Source organism: Anaerobiospirillum sp. NML120449, from assembly GCF_023051105.1.
Lineage (GTDB): Bacteria > Pseudomonadota > Gammaproteobacteria > Enterobacterales > Succinivibrionaceae > Anaerobiospirillum.
The window spans coordinates 144,574-164,518 of sequence record NZ_JALKIL010000002.1 but is presented as its reverse complement, the minus strand read 5'-3'; the positions used below and the strand labels follow the sequence as shown (position 1 = coordinate 164,518).

Here is a 19,945-nt window from a genome sequence, read left to right as displayed (position 1 = left end):
ATATATAACCGGAGCTGTTGCAGGTTGTGGAATGTTTGTGAACGCGGACATGAGGCCTGGCAGGTGATGAACAGGAGATGGTGCTCTGGACGTGGTTTAGAGCTTGTGGGATTCTGATTTAAATGACGAAAATCTGCTTGTGGGAAAAGTGAATTTGTTCTTGTGGGATTGCCATGATTTTCAGAATGTTACCGTTTACTTGCTGGCAGCAATTTTGTGCTGCGCTGTGAGATCAAAAAGTTGTGGGAAAAAGTTTTTTCTGACTGGCTGAGAGCGTACTCAATTGTGGTGGCAGTTTGCTGCAACTGCTGATGCCTGTGTGGGGCGAAAGTGCTGTCATGTGTCGGGGCAGGTATAGTGTGCGACTGCGACATAATTTTTGCTGAGATTAACTTGTGGGATGTTGATTCAATTGCGGTGCAGCAGCTGATTTCAACTTGTGGGAAAAATATTTTCGCCAGGTGAAAAGCATTTGCTTACAACTTGTGGATTACTTTTGATCGCAAAAATTTTTACTTGTGGGATGGGCCTGTTTATCAAAAGCAAATTCATTTTTAGCTGCATTTGTTCCACGTGGAACAATGCCCCAGGCCACCTGGCAGTACCCAGGTCGACAGCGCAGGGTGGGAGGCTGCTGTAAGCCTGTGGGAAATTATTTGTGACAGAAAGAACGCTGGCTCCGAGGTGCAGAGCGCAGCTGCCGGGCACTGGGAACAGTTGCTTGTGGGATGCCCTTATTTAAGCCCTTTATGGCCAATGTTCCACGTGGAACATTCCATGAGGACAGGACAGACGGGGCCTGCCAGGTATCATCCCAGCACAGGACTTTCAGCTCTGAGGCTGTGGGAAAACGCCGGGAATAAATTGCAGCTCATCGCAGCAAAAAACTTGTGGGATAGTAAAAAAATCGGGCAATGTTCCACGTGGAACAATTGCCCGTTTTATTTACTTGTGGGATGCCGATGCAAATCAAATTTGTGACAGCTCTAAAAATTTTTTCAGCCTGTTTAAGCCATTTATCTGCTTGTGGGAAAAATTTCATGATTTTTGTTCCACGTGGAACAATTGTACAGATCTCTTATTATTTACCCAGCGTGAGGGACTACTTGTGGGAAATATACCAAAATGTTCCACGTGGAACATCAGCCTGTGGGAAAGGGTAAAGAAAGGGTATTTCCAGGACCTCAAAAACACCTGGCCTGTCCCGGGTGTTCCACGTGGAACAATTATTCCATAGATACAACATATGCGTTAATTTTACCCATATATAAGCCATTTACTGCCATACATATTTCGTGCAACAGTCGTTATGGGTGTTAAAAATGAGCAGAGATCAGGGCGCAACAGCCCCATGGAGGGATGGTGTTTTTCAGGCGCACAAAGGCCGTGGAACATTGTGGGAAAATGTTCTACACCATATATCTGGACTTTGGAGTAACAGCCCGCCGCAAGCTCCCCTCCATACTGCCATGAGGGCAGACGGATCAGGTACGTTACCAAGGCGCAAGGACGCAAGGACGCGACGCGCAAAGACAGATCCTGGCCTTTCCCGGAAGGACTTTGTTGCTGGCACAGCCAGGGGAGCCATGACCGAATGAGCTTGTGGGGAACATTATTGCTTTTTGTTCCACGCGCGCAGCAGACAGCATAAACGTCAGATGCTGGCATTATTCAGGCAATGCCATGATCCGCAGTACTCAGCCCTGCAGCTGACTGCTGATCGCACCGACACACCAACGCACCGACGCGCTGGCGCACTGACCGCAGCAAAGCCCGGCTGCAGCTGTGGCTGCTGTTGCAGCAAAAGTTGCAGCCGTCCTGGGCACAGGTCAGCGGACATGAGCATGGTTGCCATGTCTGACCTGAGGTTTGTTTGAGGAGAAACTGTAAGTCCGCACGCACCCAGACCGGGGAACACTTCCGCATTTTGTTCCTCAGCAAGCTGCGCTCTTACAGATTATTTGATGGATGGATGCTGCCGTACAGCGGCCAGGCGCCGGAAAGCGGGCAGCAAAAAGGCAGCTTCACCAGGGAAACTGCCTTTATGTTGTTTGAAGCGGGCTGCTGCCCACCTTGATTCTGGTCCTGCCAGGCCGGTTATGCGCTGTTTGCAGGACCTGGCCATAGCCATGGCTATGGCTATTGCTATGGACAAGGTCAGGGCCTGGGCCGGAGCCCGGGACGTGGCCTGAGCACAGGCATGGGCCTGCGCCTGCGCCTGATGGATTAGATATCCAGGACGGCGCGCTCGGCGTTTTCGGAAATGAAGTTACGACGCTCTTCAACTTCCTCACCCATGAGCTTGGTCAGCAGGCTGTCAGCCTCGATAGCATCGCTGATGCTGACGCGCAGCAGGGTACGGGAGGCCGGATTCATGGTGGTATCGGACAGCTGCTCGGCACTCATTTCACCCAGACCTTTGTAGCGCTGAATCTTAACGCCGCTGAAGCCTTCCTTCATCAGGGTTTCATAGGCCTCGTGGAAGTTGCTTACTTCGAACTGCTTGTTGCCTGAGCGTACAAATGCGCCCGGTTCAACCAGATCGCAGATCTTTCTGTTCATATTCTTGAGCAGACCGTAGTCGCCAGAATCGAAGAAAGCTGAATCCAGGCAGTACTCGTAATCCATGCCGTGGATATGGTGAATGATGACAGGGAAGTAGTAACCGGTCTGTTCATCATGACGCAGCTGCCCCTTGAAGTGCAGACCTTCTGAAGGAATGGATGGCAGACGGGCAACAAAACCTTCCATCCACTCCTGCATCTGCTCCTGATTTGCCAGCAGCTCACGGGTAATGAGCGGGTAGTACATCAGATTGAGCAGGATGTCTTTCTGAATACGTGAAGACATCTTAGGCAGCGCAGTCATTACCTTGTTGTAATCGGTAAACAGAGACTCAAGAGCCACGCCGCTTACCGGAGCAGCCTCGGCATTAACATGCAGGCTGGCATTATCAAGAGCCAGAGAGGTGCGGTACTGCAGAGCTTCCTTGTCGCTCTGTACATAGACGCTCTGCTTGCCCTTCTGGTAACGGTAAAGAGGTGGCTGAGCGATGTAAACATAGCCGCGCTCAATGAGCTCAGGCATCTGACGGTAGAAGAAAGTCAGCAGCAGAATACGAATGTGGGCACCGTCCACATCAGCATCGGTCATGATGATAACGTTGTGGTAACGGAATTTGTCAGGATCGTACTCGTCCTTGCCTACGCCACAGCCCAGAGCGGTAATCAGGGTACCAATCTGCTGTGACTGAATCATACGGTCAAAGCGGGCCTTTTCCACGTTGAGGATCTTGCCTCGCAGCGGCAGAATGGCCTGGAACTTGGAGTCACGTCCGCCCTTGGCAGAACCGCCTGCAGAATCACCCTCTACGATAAACAGTTCGCACAGGGCAGGATTCTTTTCACGGCAGGAGGCCAGCTTGTCAGGCAGAGAGTTGATATCAAGACCACCCTTCTTGCGGTTGAGATCACGGGCCTTGCGCATGGCTTCACGGACACGGGCAGACTCGATAATCTTCATGCAGATAACTTCTGCGTCGCCTGGATTCTCCTCAAGGTAATCGTTGAAGCTGTCACCCATGGCAGCGTCAACAGCATTGGCTGCCTCGGAGCTGACCAGCTTGTCCTTGGTCTGGGAGGAGAACTTTGGATCAGGCATCTTGACTGAGATAACTGCAGTCAGGCCCTCACGGGAGTCGTCACCTGAAGTGCTGACCTTGTGCTTCTTGAGCAGGCCTGAGGCCTCAAGGAAGTTGTTCAGGGTACGGGTCAGGGTGCGCTTGAAACCCATCAAGTGAGTGCCACCGTCCTTCTGAGGGACGTTATTGGTAAAACAGAAGATGCTCTCGTTGTAGGCATCAGTCCACTGCATGGCGATCTCAATCTGGATGTTGTCCTTGTTGACGCTGCGGCAGTGGAAAATCTTCTTGTTCAGTACGTTCTTGCCCTTGTTGAGGTAATCAACAAACTCAAGAATGCCACCCTCGTGGTAGAAAGTCTGAGTCTTGCCCTCAACACGCTCGTCGCTCAGGATAATTCTGATACCGCTGTTGAGGAAGGCCAGCTCACGCAGACGCTTTTCCAGAACCTTGTACTCAAAGGTGGTAATGGAGAAGATTTCAGGGCTTGGCCAGAAACGTACGCAGGTTCCGGTGTCATCAGCATCAGCAATGGCGTCAAGAGGAGCCTCAGGCACACCGCCATTGAGGTAGACCTGCTGCCATACCTTGCCCTGACGGCGAATGGTAAGCTCAAGACGGTCAGAAAGGGCATTTACTACGGAAATACCTACACCGTGCAGACCACCTGAAACCTTGTAGGAATTGGAGTCGAACTTGCCACCGGCATGCAGCACTGTCATTACCACCTGAGCGGCAGAAACGCCCTCTTCAGGGTGGATATCAACAGGAATGCCACGGCCATTGTCCTTTACGGAAACAGAGCCGTCCTTGTGGATAGTTACTTCGATGAGATTACAGAATCCGGCAAGGGCTTCGTCGATGGAGTTATCAACGGCCTCGAAAACCATGTGGTGCAGACCAGAGCCGTCATCAGTATCGCCAATATACATGCCAGGGCGCTTTCTTACAGCCTCCAGGCCATGTAAAACCTTGATGCTGTTACCGCCGTAGTTATCTTGGACGTCTTGCTCAGACATGGTGACCTCTTTTTTGCGCACATGATGCAGCTCAGGCGGTCTGGTCTGGAGTGACCATGCCCCTGTTCAAGCTGAAAATCTTGTATTCGGATCTGTGTTTGGGGAAGAGAAGCTCTTGTTGAATATTGCTGATAAAGACCTGATGATTACACTGCAGAAGTGTATTGAGCAATATTTTCTGGGAATTGTCATCTAACTCAGAATTGAGATCATCGATGAGGTAAATGCAGGCCCTGTCGGTCTGTTGTTTGAGGAGCATGCCCTGGGCAAGTCTCAAAGCATAAACCAGCATTTTAAGTTGTCCACGTGAGAGGGTTGCACCTGCAGAAATTGTGTTGTTTTTAATACGCAGATCAGCCCTGTGACAACCATAGTAAGTATATCCCAAAGCCTTGTCTTTTTCAAGGTTTCGGGCCATAAGCGACCGCAGATCCTGGCTTTTATCCCACCCGTAATTAAGCTCAAATCTGATCTTGAAATCGGGCAGAAACTGACCAATTATTTCCTGCAGAATTACCCGCAGATCTTCAAGGTAACGAAGTCGCTTTTCGGTAATCTTTTCAGACAGCTGAGCAAGGCTTTCATCCCAGATGGAAATTTCCTGAGCAGGCGACATTATGCCTGACATCAGCGGCGCGCCACCCATGGCATCAGCCATGGCTGCAGGTCCGGCCACTGGATCGGCACCCTGGCCGTATGCAGCCCCTGATGCCGGTACTGTGGCGCCGGACAGGGCCATGCTTTCCTGGGGCGCAGCGGCTGCTGCCAGAAATCTGCTGAAAGCTGAGGTGCTGCCACCAGATGTGCCGGTGACGGCAGCGCCCGCACCGACAAAGCCCGCGCCCATGACGGCACCATCATCCCAGCCCTCGATCGGAGCGGTTGAAGCATCGGTACTCATACCGGTCAGATCAGGGTTGCCTGACAGGACATCCCCGGCAGACAGGCCTGAGACACCAGCCCCGGCAGACATGCTGTCAGCCCCTGGACTGAACCATTCAGGTCTGCCCTGAGGCACCATGGAGGACAGAGCCGGATCGGCATCAGGATATGAGGCAAATGAGCCATAGCCCTTGCGTTTGTAAGCCTCGCGGCGCAGCAGCGAATTGCGCTGCCTGAGCACCTTGCGGTAGTTGAGCCACAGCGCTTTGAACTCAGGATCGGTGTAGTAAACACCCCAGTCAATGAAGCTGCGGCGCCCCTCTGACTCCCTGGTAACCAGCTCCACACCCTGAGGATGAATGATTTGCACACAGATATGGTCAATCAAATCGACCATGCGGGCAACAGGATTGGAGTTAAGCCTCATAACCGGCTTTTCACCACGGGCACGTGACAGTCCCAGAGTGCAGTCTGTTGGCTGATTGTCCTCATTGAGCAGAGCAAAGATATTAAAGCGCTGAGAGCCCTGACGAATCATGTACTGGTATGAGCTGGTACGAAATGAACGGGCCAGCGACAGATAGTGAATGGCCTCAAGAATTGAGGTCTTGCCACTGCCGTTTGGTCCGCAGATAAAGTTAAAGCCCGGAGAAGGCTCCAGCTCGGCATACTGCAGATTACGAAAGTCATTGATTACCAGGCGCTTTATGTACATCGCTGCTCTCTCAACTGTTGAGTATGGCGCTCAAAGTGCTGTTCCCAAATGACAACAAAGCCCCTGCAGTACAGGCAATGGCCTGTCCTGCAGGAGCAGCTGCGTAACCGGTCCTGTTTTGACCGGTCAGATAATAACTGGTCATGACCGTTCTGAGCAGGCATCACACTGTCAGTGCAAAGGGCCTGAACCATGGTCACAGTCACGGGCTGTGAGCCTGCTCCCTGGTAGCTGTCCAGGGGATGGGTCCAGAGAACTGTCCCGGTACTGCCCCATGGTCACAGTCACGGGCTGTGAGCCTGCTCCCTGATAACTGTCCAGGGGCTGGGCCCAGAGAACTGTCCCGGGGCACCATGGTCACAGTCACGGGCTGTGCCCGGGTATCTGTCCTGTGCCTGCGCTTATGTTTAAACCACGATGTGGCTTACAACATAGCGAACCCTGACGCCCATTTCATTGATTTCCTCATCAGGGCGGATCATGGTGTTGTTGTAAGGAGGGCTGAAGCCGAAGACTACATTGTCAGTCTCAATGGCACCCAGGAACTCCTTGAGGTAATCGGAGTTGAGGTTAACCTCACGGTGAGCATCCTGCTCAGGGAAATCGATAGGTATGTGAGCAGAACCGATTTCATGATCGCTGTTTTGAGAGTGGATACCCAGGCTGTTGTACTCAAAAGTCAGGTTGATGTGGTTAAAGCGCTTGTTGGAGAACAGAGCAACACGCTTTACATAGGTCTTTAGATTGGAAAGCTCAACCCTGACCTCAGGCTCACACTGTCTTGGCAGAACGCCGCGTACATTAGGGTACTTGCACTTGAGCAGACGGTTGGAAATGGTGAAAACACCCACGCTGGTGGAAATAATGCTGTCGGTAACGCTGATATCGAGCATGGTGTCACTGCTGGCAATGAGCAGCTTCTGCAGCTCGGTTACGCCCCTTAAGGTCATGGAGAACTGCATCTCCTTGCTTACTGGGTTGGCCAGAGTGGTCTCAATGGCAGCCATACGGTGACCGTCCAGAGCAAAGACAGCCATCTCATTGTCCTTGAGCTCAAAACGTACGCCCTTGAGGTACTCACGGAAGTTTTCACGTGACACGCAGAACAGGGACTTGTCGATCATGAAGCGCAGCTTCTTTTCTTCAATGCTGAAATTGCTGGCCTCTTCCTGAGCGCTCTCATCATTTTCAAAGGTAGGGAAAGAAGCCTCATCCTGGAGCAGACGGACACGCAGAGAGAAGCGTGCACTGCCGGATGCGATGTTAATCTGCTCGTTTTCAGCATTGAGCTCAATGCAGACATCATCACCACTGCCCAGGACCTTGAAGAAGTCATTGGCCTTGCTGGCCTGCATTAAGAAGGAGCCTTCTGATTCACATGCACCCTCAGGCAGCGGAATCACAGCCTTAAGCTGTACGTTATTGTCAGAACCGGTCAGGGTCAGAGACTCTCTGGTTACCTTGAATAACACAAAGAGGGTCATATCGTCTGGATTGCCGTTGCTGTTGGCGGTACAGATATTGGCAACCCTGGTAACAGGGTCAATAATTGTCTGTACTGGTACAGTAAATTTCATTTGTATCCCCAGGGAGCCATCAGAACACCGATGGCATCCATATTATGCGGACCACAGTCCTTCTCAGTGAAAAATTGAAACCTGCCTGACCTGGACGGTCAGACAAGCATGAATCTGCTTGTGCTCATCACCTGCTGTGCATGAGCTGAGTCTGATTATTATCCGGCTCTGAACTTCTCAATGCTCTCAATAATCGAGCTGTAGCGGTTTCTGAGCTCTACGTTTTCGGCCATACGGCGTCTGGTTCTGACAATGGCCTCATGAACTGAGGAATGGTCTTTCTTGAACAGACGTCCCATGTCGGTCAGTGACAGTGATGCATCGCAGTCACGCACTGCACACATGGCAAAGGAACGGGCCATGGAAATGTTGGCTTTCTTGCTTGCTGACATCACATCCTGTACGGAGACACCAAAGTGCTCACATACCAGGGCGATGACGGATTCTACAGGAAAATCCTCTTCCTTAACGGAAACAATACGGCCTATCTGCCTGTTGAGTTCCTCAAGATCTACTATGGTCATGCTTTCCATGCTGTTAGCCATGGAACGCACCAGTCCTTCAATTTCACGACCGTTGGTATTCAGGTGCCATGAGATGTATTCAACACACTCATCAGTTGGCTTGATACGCAGATCATCGCTGAGCATTCTGACCATACGACGACGGTAGAAGATATCAGGCAGGCTGAGATCTACGGTAATGCCTGAGGTCAGACGTGAAATCATGTCACTCTCAACACCACTGCCTGCCAGCTCTGCAGCACTCAGGCTTGAGGTTACCACCAGACGCTTGCCTGGGGTGCTGGAGAAGAAGTCGATGATATCGGTGACAGTCCAGCGTGACTTTACAGCCTTGGTAAAGGCCTGCACATCATCAAGCAGTAATACGTCCACAGCCTCAAAAGCAGCCTTGAGATATACATGCTTGTCTGAGAAACGGTTCTTGTTCATTTCGGCAATGGACTCCACAAAGTGCTTGATGAAGTCATCACTGCTTACCAGAGCTACTCTCAGATCAGGCTGTTCACACCTGATACGGTTGGCAATGGCATTGAGCAGATGAGTCTTGCCGGTACCTGAACTTCCGGTTACCAGAACTGGACAGTGGAACACATCAGGAGATGCTACCTGACAGATATCAAGAGCACTCTTGACGGCTGCACGGCCGTTGCTGTCAAAGAACAGCTTTTCAAAAGTCTTCTTAGGGTTGATGACACGCTCTGGCAGCTCAAAGGCACTCTTTGGAATGCCTGCAGACTCAGCCATACGGCGTCTGCGAGACATGTTGGCCACCATCTCAGGAGGCAGTGGAGCCTCTGGCAGTACCGGGGTTGGATCTGAAGGATCACGCCATGCGTAATCAGGAACCATATTGCCCCATGAACCATCAGCCATAATGCCCAGATTCTGCAGGTTGTTCATATCCTGCATATGGCGCTCCTGCTGAGCCCTCATTCGGGCATTGGCTGCCTCTATGGCAGGCAGTCGGGCCAGCTCTGAGGACAGCAGAGTTCTGGTGGCAGCACTGCCACCGAGCTTCCTGAAGTCGCTGTAGCTGATAGCCTCACCAAGAGGCACCTCTGACTGATAGTGAGCATTGAGCAGCACCATGTAGTCATCATAAATTCTGCGGTCAGCCTCGCTGATACCGGCAGTAGGCATGTAAGGGAACAGCACCTTGCTGTAAGTGCTCTCACCTGCTCTGCGGGCTGCAGCTTCCTTGAACTTCTCAGGATCAGACAGATCACCATAAAGCTCATTAAAGCGTGAGCTGTTTACCGGTACTGGCAGGGATGAGGCACGTCCACGAGGACGGTTCTCACGGCCACGTCCAGGAATTACAGGGATAAGCAGCTTGTCTTCAGCCGGTACACCTGCAACATCAGCAGCCCCAGACTCAACACCTGGCAGACCAAGACCAACATTAGGCATCTGTCCTGGCATAAGAGACTGCTGGCCCATCACAGCCACATGGTTTACAGCTGCGTATGGTGACTGCAGTACACTGCGATCAGGGCTGGTCAGGGCAGTCTCGTACATGCGACGGGCATTGGCAATATCAAAGGCAGTAAGCTCAACAAGGCCATTGTGCAATCTCTGACCTGACACCAGTACCGGAGCCTCGCCAGCGCCCCTGGCAACACCGCAGGCCTGCTCTGCAGCACCCTGAGCCTGCACGGCAGTATGAGCCTGCACAGCTGTCTGTACGGCTGCCTGGGCAGGCTGTGCAGCCTGTGGAGCCTGCTGTGGCTGCACAGGGACTGCAGCTGCTGCTGGCTGTGGCTGCACGGCAGGCTGTGGGGCCTGGTGTGGCTGCACAGCTGTCTGTACGGCTGCCTGGGCAGGCTGTGCAGCCTGTGGAGCGGCCTGCATGCCTTGCTGTGGCTGCTCACTCACAACTGCATTGCTCTGAGCGGATCCGTTGTTGTGCAGCCATGGCTGAGCTGAGTAATCAAGAGCCTGCTGTAAGCGGTCAAAATCGATGTTCTGCCTGGTCTGGGCATATGGCTGCTGGGCCTGAGCATATGGCTGCATGCTCTGATGCATGCCATTGTGCATGACCGGCTGTATGCCATTGTGCATGCCCTGCTGCATCTGAGTCTGACAGTTCTCATGATACTGTGCAAACTCATTGTTATGCAGCTGTGGCTGCATCTGATTGTAACCCTGTACCTGAGCCTGGAAGGCAGACTGAGCGTGCATCTGCTCATGATGGAAGTTCTGAGCACTCAGATCCACATTGGCATAACTCTCTACCTGTGCCATGACTGCAGCAAACTGATCCTCAAGTGATCCACCATTGCCGCCAAACTGTGGCATGACCTGTGGGCCATTGTGCATATGAGAGCCCGTTAAAGGCTGCTCAGGCATGAGCTGATCCTGTGGCATTACCTGGTTTTCAGGCATTACAGGTATGGTGCCTGCAAAGGCATCAGGGCCAAAGGCAGCATCAGTATGAGGCTGGGCACCTGTAAATAAAGCGTTGTTCTGATCCTGCTGATAAGCACCTGTGTACTGGGCAGCACCAAATGGATCAGCCTGAGGCTGAGTCTGTGGCACAGGCAGTGGCTGGTGCTCTTGCAGAGGCTGAGCGACCTGCTCCATGGCAGGAACAGCTGGCTGTGCAGCTGCAGATGCTGCAAAAGCGTCAGACGTTACGGCTGCCATGTCGCTGGCCGCTGCGTACTGTCCGGAATCAGCCTCGCCAAAATCATAAGCGTCCTGGTCTACGTTCTCAGGAACGAAATCATCGTGAATCTTATCTGCAGCATCCTGCTGGGCAGTGTGCTCATCAGTGCTCTGAGCAGTATGAGCAGCCTCAACCAGCTCCTGTACGTCCTGCACAGCTGGCTGCTCTGCAGCGCTGTTGTCATCACAGGTGCTTTCCATAACGTTATGGGCAGACTCTGCAGCCTCAGCTGGTGCAGCTGGTGCAGCAGGCTCAACCGGCTCAGTGGCAGTGGCTGGCCCTGCAGCTTGAACTGGGGCTGCAGGCTCTGCAGGCACAGTGGTCTCAGCCGGGGCAACGTCAGCAGCTTCGGCTGGAGCTGCCTGGGCGGCTGGCTCAGCTGCGTCGGAGGCGTCAGCCTGAGCGTCAGCCTGGGCGTCAGCCTGAGCGTCAGCCGGGGCGGCCGGCTCAAAGCCAGGGAAGCTGTCAGGGGCAACAATCAGATGGCTGAATGCGGCCTTAAGGTCGTCCTGCAAACGTTCCTCAAGTGATCTGGTGTCGATTTCACCCAGGCTTTCCAGGGTGACATTTTCACGGTGCGGCAGCAGCAGTGAAGGATCGACATAGAAAGTGTCCCAGATGCTGGCACAGATATGCTCATTAAGGTCGTCGTTAAGACCGTTGAGTCTTAACTCCATGGCACGCAGCTCATCATAGCTGGCACCATTGAAGCCCACGCCATTTTCAGTTGTGCCTGGTAATGCAGGTACTGCTGAGCCCGGAATTGAGCTGCGCAGTTTTGCCAGATCCACAGCTGCTGAAGACTTGCTTTCAGGAACAAATCTGTCATCAAAGCCCTTATCGGCCATGCCGGATGCAAGGGCAGCAGGAAGAGAAGACTGGTCGCCTAAAATGGCTGCATATACGGAAGTTGCAGCCGGGGCAGAGCTGTCAGCACTCTCAGGAGTAAATACAGATACAGAGGCCTGATCATCGCCAATAATGCTCTGGGTTACCTGCAGATCAGATGCAGATGTGCCTGAGCTCAGGGCAGCCATACCCTCAAGAGGGGTAATGGCAGCATGGTGAGTGTTCTCGGCACAAGGCAGGAAAGAGTCATCAAACAGGCTCATGGCGGCGCTGGCACCGGACTCGACATTGATAGAAGGTGCAACCCAGGTACGGGCAGCCTGAACAGCAATGTCCTCATTGACGGCACCGGCCAGACTGAGGTCACGGCCCATGGCAGCAGCCATGTTCATTCTGCGCTCATTGATCATGGCCATAAGGGCATCAGGTTCAGCACCTGTTGAGCCTGACTGCATATCATGGGCGGCATCAGCAGCCTGATCCTCAGGCAGAGGAACAGCAGATCCGTCAGCATTGGTAAGAGCAAATGGTGCACGCCAGCCGTCAGCTTTTTCAGATGCGGACTGTCCCTCGTTTCTGAGGTAATCGCGCTCGAGCATGCCATCGCGTCTGGCCTTGTCGTTGACATCAAGACACATGCCTTCAACAGCAACAGGCTCAGCATGAGCAAGACGGGCATAGAAGGCCAGTACAGCCTCATTTTCACATGGAGACTGCTTGAATACAGGAGTATCAAAGCTGTTGTAGTCTGAAGTGTCTACAACGTTGATAACACGACCGTCAGCACCTGCAGCCACATCACAGGCACTCTGGCCTGCACTGTCGGCACCTGCCATAACAGCAGCACAGATACTGTCAGATTCACAGACCTCATGACGGCTCCATGAACCGTCATGGGTCTGGGAGCCCGAAGTCAGCAAGTTTTCAGAAGATAATTCATCGCCGGCTACAGCAACGGCGGCCTCAGCGGCTGTGCCGGTTGCGGCCTCAGCATCAGCTGCGGCTGCTGCTGCGGCTGCTGTAGTTGCAGTTTCAGTGTCGTCCTGACAGCTAATATCCTGGGCACAGTCGTCCTGGCCTGCGGCTGTAAGGTCAGCAACTGGCTGTGAAGATTCGTCGTCAGCAAGGTTAAAGAGGACATCATCAGCCTGAGAGTCATCAGCAGACTCGTGTCTGATGTCCAGAATGGTACCGTCAGTGATGGCTGCCTGGTTGTTGCCGGCATCACCGTCAAAGGATGCCAGAACCTCGTCGGACTCAGGGTCTTCGCCCTGGTCAGCAAGGTCATCCATGGCGGAGACGACTGGAGCAGCGACAGCTGCGACCGGGACGGCGCTGGTGCGTGGGCCGTAGTGGGCAACGGCGGCGCAGGCAATATCGTAGATTTCCTGATCGCGTACATTTACCGGTCTTGGGGAGGCAGCAATAATGCTGGCAGCCTCGAGAGTTATGTCGGCCCAGATAAAGTCTGAAATAGCCACGCTCTCGTCAAAGCGCAGCTCCTTATTACGACGAATGCAGGCAGCACGTGAAGAGAGCTCATAGTAAGCCTCATCAAGAGTCATGACCTCATCAAAATCGTCGGCCTGTGCACTGCTCCAGCCGCTGATCTGCTCAATCTGCTCTGCCAGAGACAGACCGTTGAGACCGTGGACGTTTTCTTCCCCGGCATCAGCGCTGTAATTGAAACTGTAACCGTTCTCAACAGCAAGAGAGATATCCTCACCTGACCTGACCAGATGATGAACCTGATGAGCAGCGTCTTCGTAGGTCCACTCTCTGTAGATAGCAGGTGCCTTGAGATTGATACCGGCTGCAGCTGCAAACTGCATCTCCAGTGAATCAATGCAGTAGACAGTAGCCTTGCGCAGATCAGTGGCCGGAACACGATAGTTCTCAAGATAGAGGAACATACCAAAGCTCTTGGCCAGGAGGATGTTTGGATAGTAGGCCTTCTTGGATGAAGACGGACGTGAGTAATCACTGCCCTGCTCCACCTTGACGCCAGCCATGAACATACCTTGCTCAATAGCACGCTTAGGCAGTCCTGGCACCTTGGCTGTATTGAGGTTGAACTGAGCTGCAAACTCGCGGCGGCTGGCCTGCTTGTCACGTACAAAAGGTCTGAGCGTGATAAATGAGCTGTCATAACACATAAGGTCAGACAGCAGGCACTTGTAGGCCACGTAATTGGCACCGGCAAGACGTGCAATGACACGACGGTCAGTAAGATCCCTTGCTGCAAGGCCTCTGACAGTACGGAAGTTGCGGTAGCTGTCTATTACCTGGCTGCCCCATGCAGAGCACATGATGACTTCACGTAAAGTAAAGACAGGAGCGCCGTCCCAAGGCATCTGACCATAAGGTCCCTCGAGGCTCAGACGGTGCTTGACGCACTGCTCAATGGTGTAGCCCTCGGTGTACAGACCGTCAAAGCGCATAAAGCCAAAATCAGAGCCATGACTGTCCCACTTGCGGGCAAAAGCCAGCATTCCGTTCTGGCGCTCTGCAGCAGGCTCGGCTTTGATGTTGAAAGCATCCCTTCTGACAGAATCCCATACCATGGAAAGTCTCATGCTCAGAGCATCACGACCGGCACCGTATGCTGACGATACAGCAGTGACGTCCTCAGCATTAAATGCTATGGCAGTGGTGCTTTGAACAGGGTATGACTGACCTGTCTGGGCAGGGTATGACAGACCTGTTTGAACAGGGTGTGACTGACCTGTCTGAACAGGGGATGACTCACCTGACTGAGCGCTGTGCTCAGGTACAGCCCAGCCGGCAACGACAGCAGTGTTGCCCTTATACTGCTCTACAAAAGCAACAAGAGCGCGACCAACACTGTCATTCTGGGCAGCAGCACGCTGCTCCTCAGTCATGGAACCAAGCCTCAGAGCTCTGGTGAGACTGTCAAGAGAGTTGCTCAGATCTGCACGGACATCAGCTCTGCCGTCAGTTACAGCAGTAACGACTCTGTAAAGATAAGGATAGACAGTATTATTGCGCTTCTGCTCTTCAAACAGGGCGGCAGACTCTGCAATCTGCTCAGGTCTGTAAATGGTTAATGAGCCGTAAATATCAGTTACTACTTCATTGCCTGATTCATTTACGTGGAAGGCCAGTTGAGGTAAATACAGCTTTCCGGTATCAACAATCAGTCCTCTTGAGACAGCCCAGGCCATAAATTTCTTATAGAGCCTGAATCTGTAATCAGGAGCAATTTCAGTACGATCGGCAAAGTGACCGCCAGCTGGCAGATCTTCAATTTGCTCGTCAGCAAGCGCCATAAACTCAGCGAACATGCCATAGCCGGCTATACGCAGAGGGTCTGCAGATGCCGCTGCTGCGGCTTTCATTGAAGCAAGTTCTGCCTGATAAGCAAAATCGGAGGCAGCACCGGCAGCCGAAGCATTTGCTGCCGGTACGGACTGATCTTCAGTGGCAACAGAGCCGGCTGCAGCACAGGCTGCACCGGCTTCACCACTGGCAGAAGCTGCATCGGAGCGGTTAACCGGTGCAGCTTCATTCTGCTCAGCATCAGGCAAGCCTGCGGTATGACTTTCCTGAGCTGTCAGATCAATATTGTCTGCCACAGACATGGCATGCCCGTAAGCAGCCTCACCGTTGCGGTCCAGTGAAGCGCTCATGTGAGCCATGGCCTCTGCAGATCCTGCATTGCTGCCGGCTGCAGCTGCACCATGTGCTGCTGTGGTACGACCTGCAGTTACGTCCATGAAGGCCTGGGCCTCCATGTTCATACTGCTGTCAGCCTGTCCGTAATCTGCAGATGCACCAGTGCCCACAGCCTCAAAAGATGAGGCCGTGCCGGCACTTGCTGAAACATTGCTGGAATACTGACAGGCAGTGTCATCTGCACCGTCCTGTGAACCATCCTTGCAGGTTGACGGTTCACTGGTGGATACAGATGCGGACTGGACTGCCATGGTGTCATGCTCTGGATAAGATGACTCCACAGGCAGTTCATTACTGTTATCTGATGACTGAGCGGTCTCAGCAGAGGCTGAGTTCAGTCGGCAGGACTGTGACTGTCCTGAAGAAGAAATGCCGCTGGCGCAGTCGCCCTGAGGCTGCTGCGCGGCATGAGATGAAGACATGCCTGATGCACAGTCAGCCTGAGGCTGCTGCGCGGCATGAGATGAAGACATGCCTGATGCACAGTCAGCCTGAGGCTGCTGTGTGGCATGAGATGCAGACATGCCTGATGCACAGTCAGCCTGAGGCTGCTGTGTGGCATGTAAGGATGAAAGGGTATTACCGCCTGCGGTTAAGCTGCGGTTATCAGAAAAAGTGTTTCTGTGAGCTGTTAAAGGTTGAGCGAAGGCGTGAGCAGCTGCACCGGCAGCGCCCATAGGGATGTTCACAGATGGTACGGCACCATCCATGGCAATGCATGGAGAAACGGCGAACACAGAAGAGCCGATGTCTTCGCCATCGGCGACCTCGAGGCTGATACCTGCAAGTGTCTGACGATCGCACAGGCTGCCGTTGCGCTGCAACAGCTGATACTCCCTTGAGGACACTGCCTCCAGGGAAAAGCCCAGATCTTTGACACCAAGAATAGCCTTCAGTTCGAGATAAAAGCGCCAGCTGTACGGGGCAAAAGTCCTGTACACATATTCACCTGGGCAGATAAAACGAACTTTGCTCAGATCCTCATCGTAGACCATGCCCACTTCAGTGAAAAACAGTCTGATTATCTGAGCTTCAAGGTTTTCTTCTGTGGCACTGGCAACGCGCAAAATGGCGCGGCGCCATAATAAAGAGGATTGCATCCAGCTTTAAGCCATCCAGAGCCTCTGCATATCACCCCCGCCACCTACTTCAAAAACAGCACAACAAAAGGCAGTGCCGCTTTTGAAGTAGAAGCGTGTACCGGGAATCTTTATGCAAGCTTATCCAATAAGAAATCACAGAGGGAGCAGGACGCTCCTTGAAACTTCCAGTTCTTGTCTCCACCGGAGGACATGTGCACAACAGAGTACGCAGCAGTCCTGATGGAACAGTGGACCTGGTCTCAGCCCGAAACTCGTCAGCATCCCCTGTTATTCCTGCAAGACAGGTTATGAGCTCGAATTTCCGTCATGGAGCTGTCCAGTCCTGAACAGACACCATGGCCATGCACCGCACGATAGCAAGTTCGCCGTTGCAAAAGGCTGTTTGAATTGATCACGCCGCCTGAGGGCTGTCAGGGCCGTGGCAGCATGGTTACCAGTTGATCTGATCTGTTTGCACTACGCGCCAGACGCTGTTTTCAGGGCGCACTTACCAGGGCCGTGGACAATGGTCCGGCACGGCAGGCGCAATACTCCAACAACACGAAAAGCACCCGTAATGCATTTTGTTCAGTGAAAGATCAGTGCCCGAGGCGGGCAGGTCACTGGTTTAGTGATATCAGATCGCAGCTTTTGATAATGCCAGGGGCATTACAGGAAAACCGCTTTTCCTTTAGCTCTATTACGACACTGTAAAAAGATGAGAGTCTGAACAGGTCAGATCTTCAGGAGAACTGCCGATTCCCGGCGAATGCGGAAAACTCTGCAGCGTTGGTGAAAAAATTTCCCTGGTGTGTCCCAGTGAAATCAAAGTGTCCCATTTTAGCATTTTTTCTGCGCAAAAAGGATCAATTTTTATCAGCTCTATCGTCCCTGGCGGCCCATTTTTACGCCCTTTGGCTAATAAACGCCATTCTGTGATGAAAAAAAACTCCACGTCAACGAAAAAGCCCTGTGAACAGCCAGGATCAAAATAAATGCCAGGTCTGGCAAAAAATCGTGATTAAGCTCATGTTTATGAGCTTTCACTGTTATTGATTAAAAAATATAACAGTTTGAATTTATTTTGAACAAATGCCCCAAATCTGATCCTGGCGATTCCCGGCGTCAGCGCCGCCACTGCGGCCACTACGGGGAACTCCGTACGGCCCGCCGGGCCCTGCGCGCCCCTGAACTGCCCTTACAGTCCCTGGCCGAGTGCGGCTCAGGGAGGACGATGCGCTCTGATCGGCAGCTGGCTGCAGCCGCAGCTGCGCCCCATGGTGCCAGAAAAATGGCTTAAACAGGCTAAGGCTGAGCCGTGTTCAAAAACCAGGTACAGCTGACGGTCGCCCTGCGACAGCGGTGCAAGGCGCATCGCACGCACCACACGCAGCGCAGGCACCGCGAGGCGGCGTACAGGCAGAGCGTGGGAGGTGGTTAGAAAGCGCTCTTATAATAAGCTGCGTAACCAGCTTTATTGTCTATTTCATAAAGCATACTTGCTTTTATTATTTTTATTGAATTTCAGTGCTTTGGGGCGCTGAGATCGTTATGCTTTTTATGAAAATTTATAGAGCTTTTCCTTATGTAAAGGTACTGTGATTTTGTCCCCCACAAGTTTGCGTGCACGTGCACGGTCATGAAATCTCACCACGTGCACGTGCACGGCGCTGTTTTGTCGGGCTGCCGGGACAAATTGCCTGTGTATTTTATGGCCGTGTGGTTTTGGGATTTTTTGGTGATTGACCTGCTGGTGGGGTGATTCATTTCCGGCCAGGATGGCGGTGACAGAAAATACCCTGGCTGCGCCACTTTTTCCCGGCTGCAGATCTGCCGGGAATAAATGGTGCACTGACAGGGATGAAAATGCCTTAAATAAGCACCTGTGTCCTGAGCAGTCCAGGGCGCATGCCTGTGGGAAATTCAGGGCTGAGTGGTCATGAGCGTACTTACAGTAGCCAAATAACTGTGAAAAATCTTGATCTGTACCGTACGAACACTGTAAAATGTGCATTTCAGTAAGTTTGCCCCGTCAATAATGGCTTATTTATGGGCCAGGTGGGTAAAACTGCACCAGATTTTTTCTCAAGGATCAGGCGACGGCCCAGAGCATGCTCGTCTGATCCTTGACTGTGTTTACGACGGATGTTTTCTCCATCAGAGCTGCTCGTTGCCTCAGGCGCGTTACCACTCTCTAATCCGGAAGATGTCCGAGATGACACGCTACTTGATTAGCTGAATGCTGTTGAAGCATCCAGTGCCAGACTGCAGCGCCGGGCTGCTGCGCGGTACTCAGAATACTGAGGTGCCTCAGCCCTGACGAGGTAACAGAGTCTGGGATTGCATACTTACCAAGGCACTGTCGGATGACAATGCCATCCTCTGGAGAAATACTCAAATGAAGCGTACTTTTCAGCCAAACGTTTTAAAGCGTAAGCGCACCCACGGTTTCCGTAAGCGTATGCGTACTGCTGATGGCCGCAAGGTTCTTTCCCGTCGTCGTGCCAAGGGCCGCAAGCGTCTCTGCGTCTAATCTGAAGATAAATGCCTAATTCTGCTTTTCCCCGTGAGCTGAGACTGCTCAGCTCCGAGGAATATAACCAGGTATTTAAGAAGCCCGTGCGTGCCGGTGGTAAAGGCATGCTCATTCTTGCCTGCAAAAATGAGCAAACCACCCCACGGCTCGGGCTGATTGTCCCTAAAAAGGTCCTGAAGCGAGCCGTATGGCGCAACCGCGTCAAACGACTGGTCAGAGAATCTTTCAGGCTCTCACAAGATTCCCTTCCTAATGTAGATCTGGTCTTTTTAGCACGACCAGGCATAGGTGACATCAGTAATCACGATATACGTTCAACTCTAGACAGGCTATGGGCTCAAATCTCTCGCCAGTTGGGCAGTCGGCGATCTTAATGATCCGAACCTATCAAAAACTTCTAAGTCCATTATTAGGTCAGCATTGTCGATTTTATCCAAGCTGCTCGCAATATACCTTAGAGGCCATTCAAGAATGGGGTCTTGCTAAGGGAATGTGGCTTGGCGCCAGACGTATCGGACGCTGCCACCCCCTGAATGAAGGCGGCATCGATCCCGTCCCTCGCAGGTCGGACACCGATCCCGACCTCAAGACCAGGACACAGCCAGACGGCGTGGACGATCCTGTTTCCCCTCAGTCATCTGACAAGTCACATTAAAAGCTCCTTTCATCGGCAGGACATTGTATCTGCCAGCAGCAGGACCTGTGATGCGCTCAGAACTCATATCATGATTCCCTGTCATCAAGCACATTGAATACA

The 19,945-nt window shown here is 52.5% G+C and carries 9 protein-coding genes; 4 read left to right on the top strand and 5 right to left on the bottom strand.

The window, feature by feature from the left end; translation table 11 throughout:
* Positions 1-2,226: 2,226 nt before the first annotated feature.
* From gyrB to MXE41_RS01305, 4 genes are all read right to left on the bottom strand, one after another.
* Positions 2,227-4,659 carry a DNA topoisomerase (ATP-hydrolyzing) subunit B gene (gene gyrB, locus MXE41_RS01320; RefSeq protein ID WP_247099083.1) on the bottom strand — a complete coding sequence of 811 codons (2,433 nt, stop codon included), beginning with the start codon at positions 4,657-4,659 and terminating at the stop codon, positions 2,227-2,229.
* Between the two features lie 31 nt (positions 4,660-4,690).
* Positions 4,691-6,256: an AAA family ATPase gene (locus MXE41_RS01315; RefSeq protein WP_247099082.1), complete on the bottom strand. Its 1,566-nt coding sequence runs from the start codon at positions 6,254-6,256 to the stop codon at positions 4,691-4,693.
* Positions 6,257-6,663: 407 nt separating this feature from the next.
* The gene (gene dnaN / locus MXE41_RS01310) at positions 6,664-7,833 is read right to left on the bottom strand and encodes a DNA polymerase III subunit beta (protein ID WP_246976249.1); all 1,170 of its coding nucleotides are present in this window, start codon (positions 7,831-7,833) and stop codon (positions 6,664-6,666) included.
* Between the two features lie 158 nt (positions 7,834-7,991).
* Positions 7,992-16,670: a DnaA/Hda family protein gene (locus MXE41_RS01305; RefSeq protein ID WP_247099081.1), complete on the bottom strand. Its 8,679-nt coding sequence runs from the start codon at positions 16,668-16,670 to the stop codon at positions 7,992-7,994.
* 158 nt (positions 16,671-16,828) lie between these two features.
* Here MXE41_RS01305 and MXE41_RS01300 point away from each other — a divergent pair, with 158 nt between their 5' ends.
* A complete protein-coding gene (locus tag MXE41_RS01300) occupies positions 16,829-16,999 on the top strand; it encodes a hypothetical protein (RefSeq protein ID WP_247099080.1) in 171 nt (56 codons plus the stop codon).
* 353 nt (positions 17,000-17,352) lie between these two features.
* Here MXE41_RS01300 and MXE41_RS01295 read toward each other — a convergent pair whose 3' ends face one another.
* Positions 17,353-17,607, bottom strand: a complete 255-nt coding sequence (locus tag MXE41_RS01295) for a hypothetical protein (RefSeq protein WP_247099079.1) — start codon at positions 17,605-17,607, stop codon at positions 17,353-17,355.
* 1,443 nt (positions 17,608-19,050) lie between these two features.
* On the opposite strand from MXE41_RS01295, the gene rpmH reads away from it, so the two are divergent.
* From rpmH to yidD, 3 genes are read left to right on the top strand one after another with little or no spacing between them, the layout of a single operon-like run.
* On the top strand, positions 19,051-19,185 hold the full coding sequence (gene rpmH, locus MXE41_RS01290) for a 50S ribosomal protein L34 (RefSeq protein ID WP_246976261.1): 135 nt from the start codon (positions 19,051-19,053) through the stop codon (positions 19,183-19,185).
* Positions 19,186-19,196: 11 nt separating this feature from the next.
* Positions 19,197-19,562, top strand: coding sequence for a ribonuclease P protein component (gene rnpA / locus MXE41_RS01285; protein WP_246976265.1), 366 nt, complete (start codon positions 19,197-19,199; stop codon positions 19,560-19,562).
* Positions 19,520-19,843, top strand: a complete 324-nt coding sequence (gene yidD, locus MXE41_RS01280; protein ID WP_246976268.1) for a membrane protein insertion efficiency factor YidD — start codon at positions 19,520-19,522, stop codon at positions 19,841-19,843. Before rnpA ends, yidD begins: the two co-directional genes overlap by 43 nt.
* The last annotated feature ends 102 nt before the right edge of the window (positions 19,844-19,945 follow it).

Excerpts from the sequence above, each read along its gene's own strand:
- gyrB (WP_247099083.1), bottom strand. The coding sequence starts at position 4,659 with ATGTCTGAGCAAGACGTCCAAGATAACTACGGCGGTAACAGCATCAAG.
- MXE41_RS01315 (WP_247099082.1), bottom strand. The coding sequence starts at position 6,256 with ATGTACATAAAGCGCCTGGTAATCAATGACTTTCGTAATCTGCAGTAT.
- rnpA (WP_246976265.1), top strand. The coding sequence starts at position 19,197 with ATGCCTAATTCTGCTTTTCCCCGTGAGCTGAGACTGCTCAGCTCCGAG.
- rpmH (WP_246976261.1), top strand. The coding sequence starts at position 19,051 with ATGAAGCGTACTTTTCAGCCAAACGTTTTAAAGCGTAAGCGCACCCAC.
- dnaN (WP_246976249.1), bottom strand. The coding sequence starts at position 7,833 with ATGAAATTTACTGTACCAGTACAGACAATTATTGACCCTGTTACCAGG.
- yidD (WP_246976268.1), top strand. The coding sequence starts at position 19,520 with ATGGGCTCAAATCTCTCGCCAGTTGGGCAGTCGGCGATCTTAATGATC.
- MXE41_RS01305 (WP_247099081.1), bottom strand. The coding sequence starts at position 16,670 with ATGCAATCCTCTTTATTATGGCGCCGCGCCATTTTGCGCGTTGCCAGT.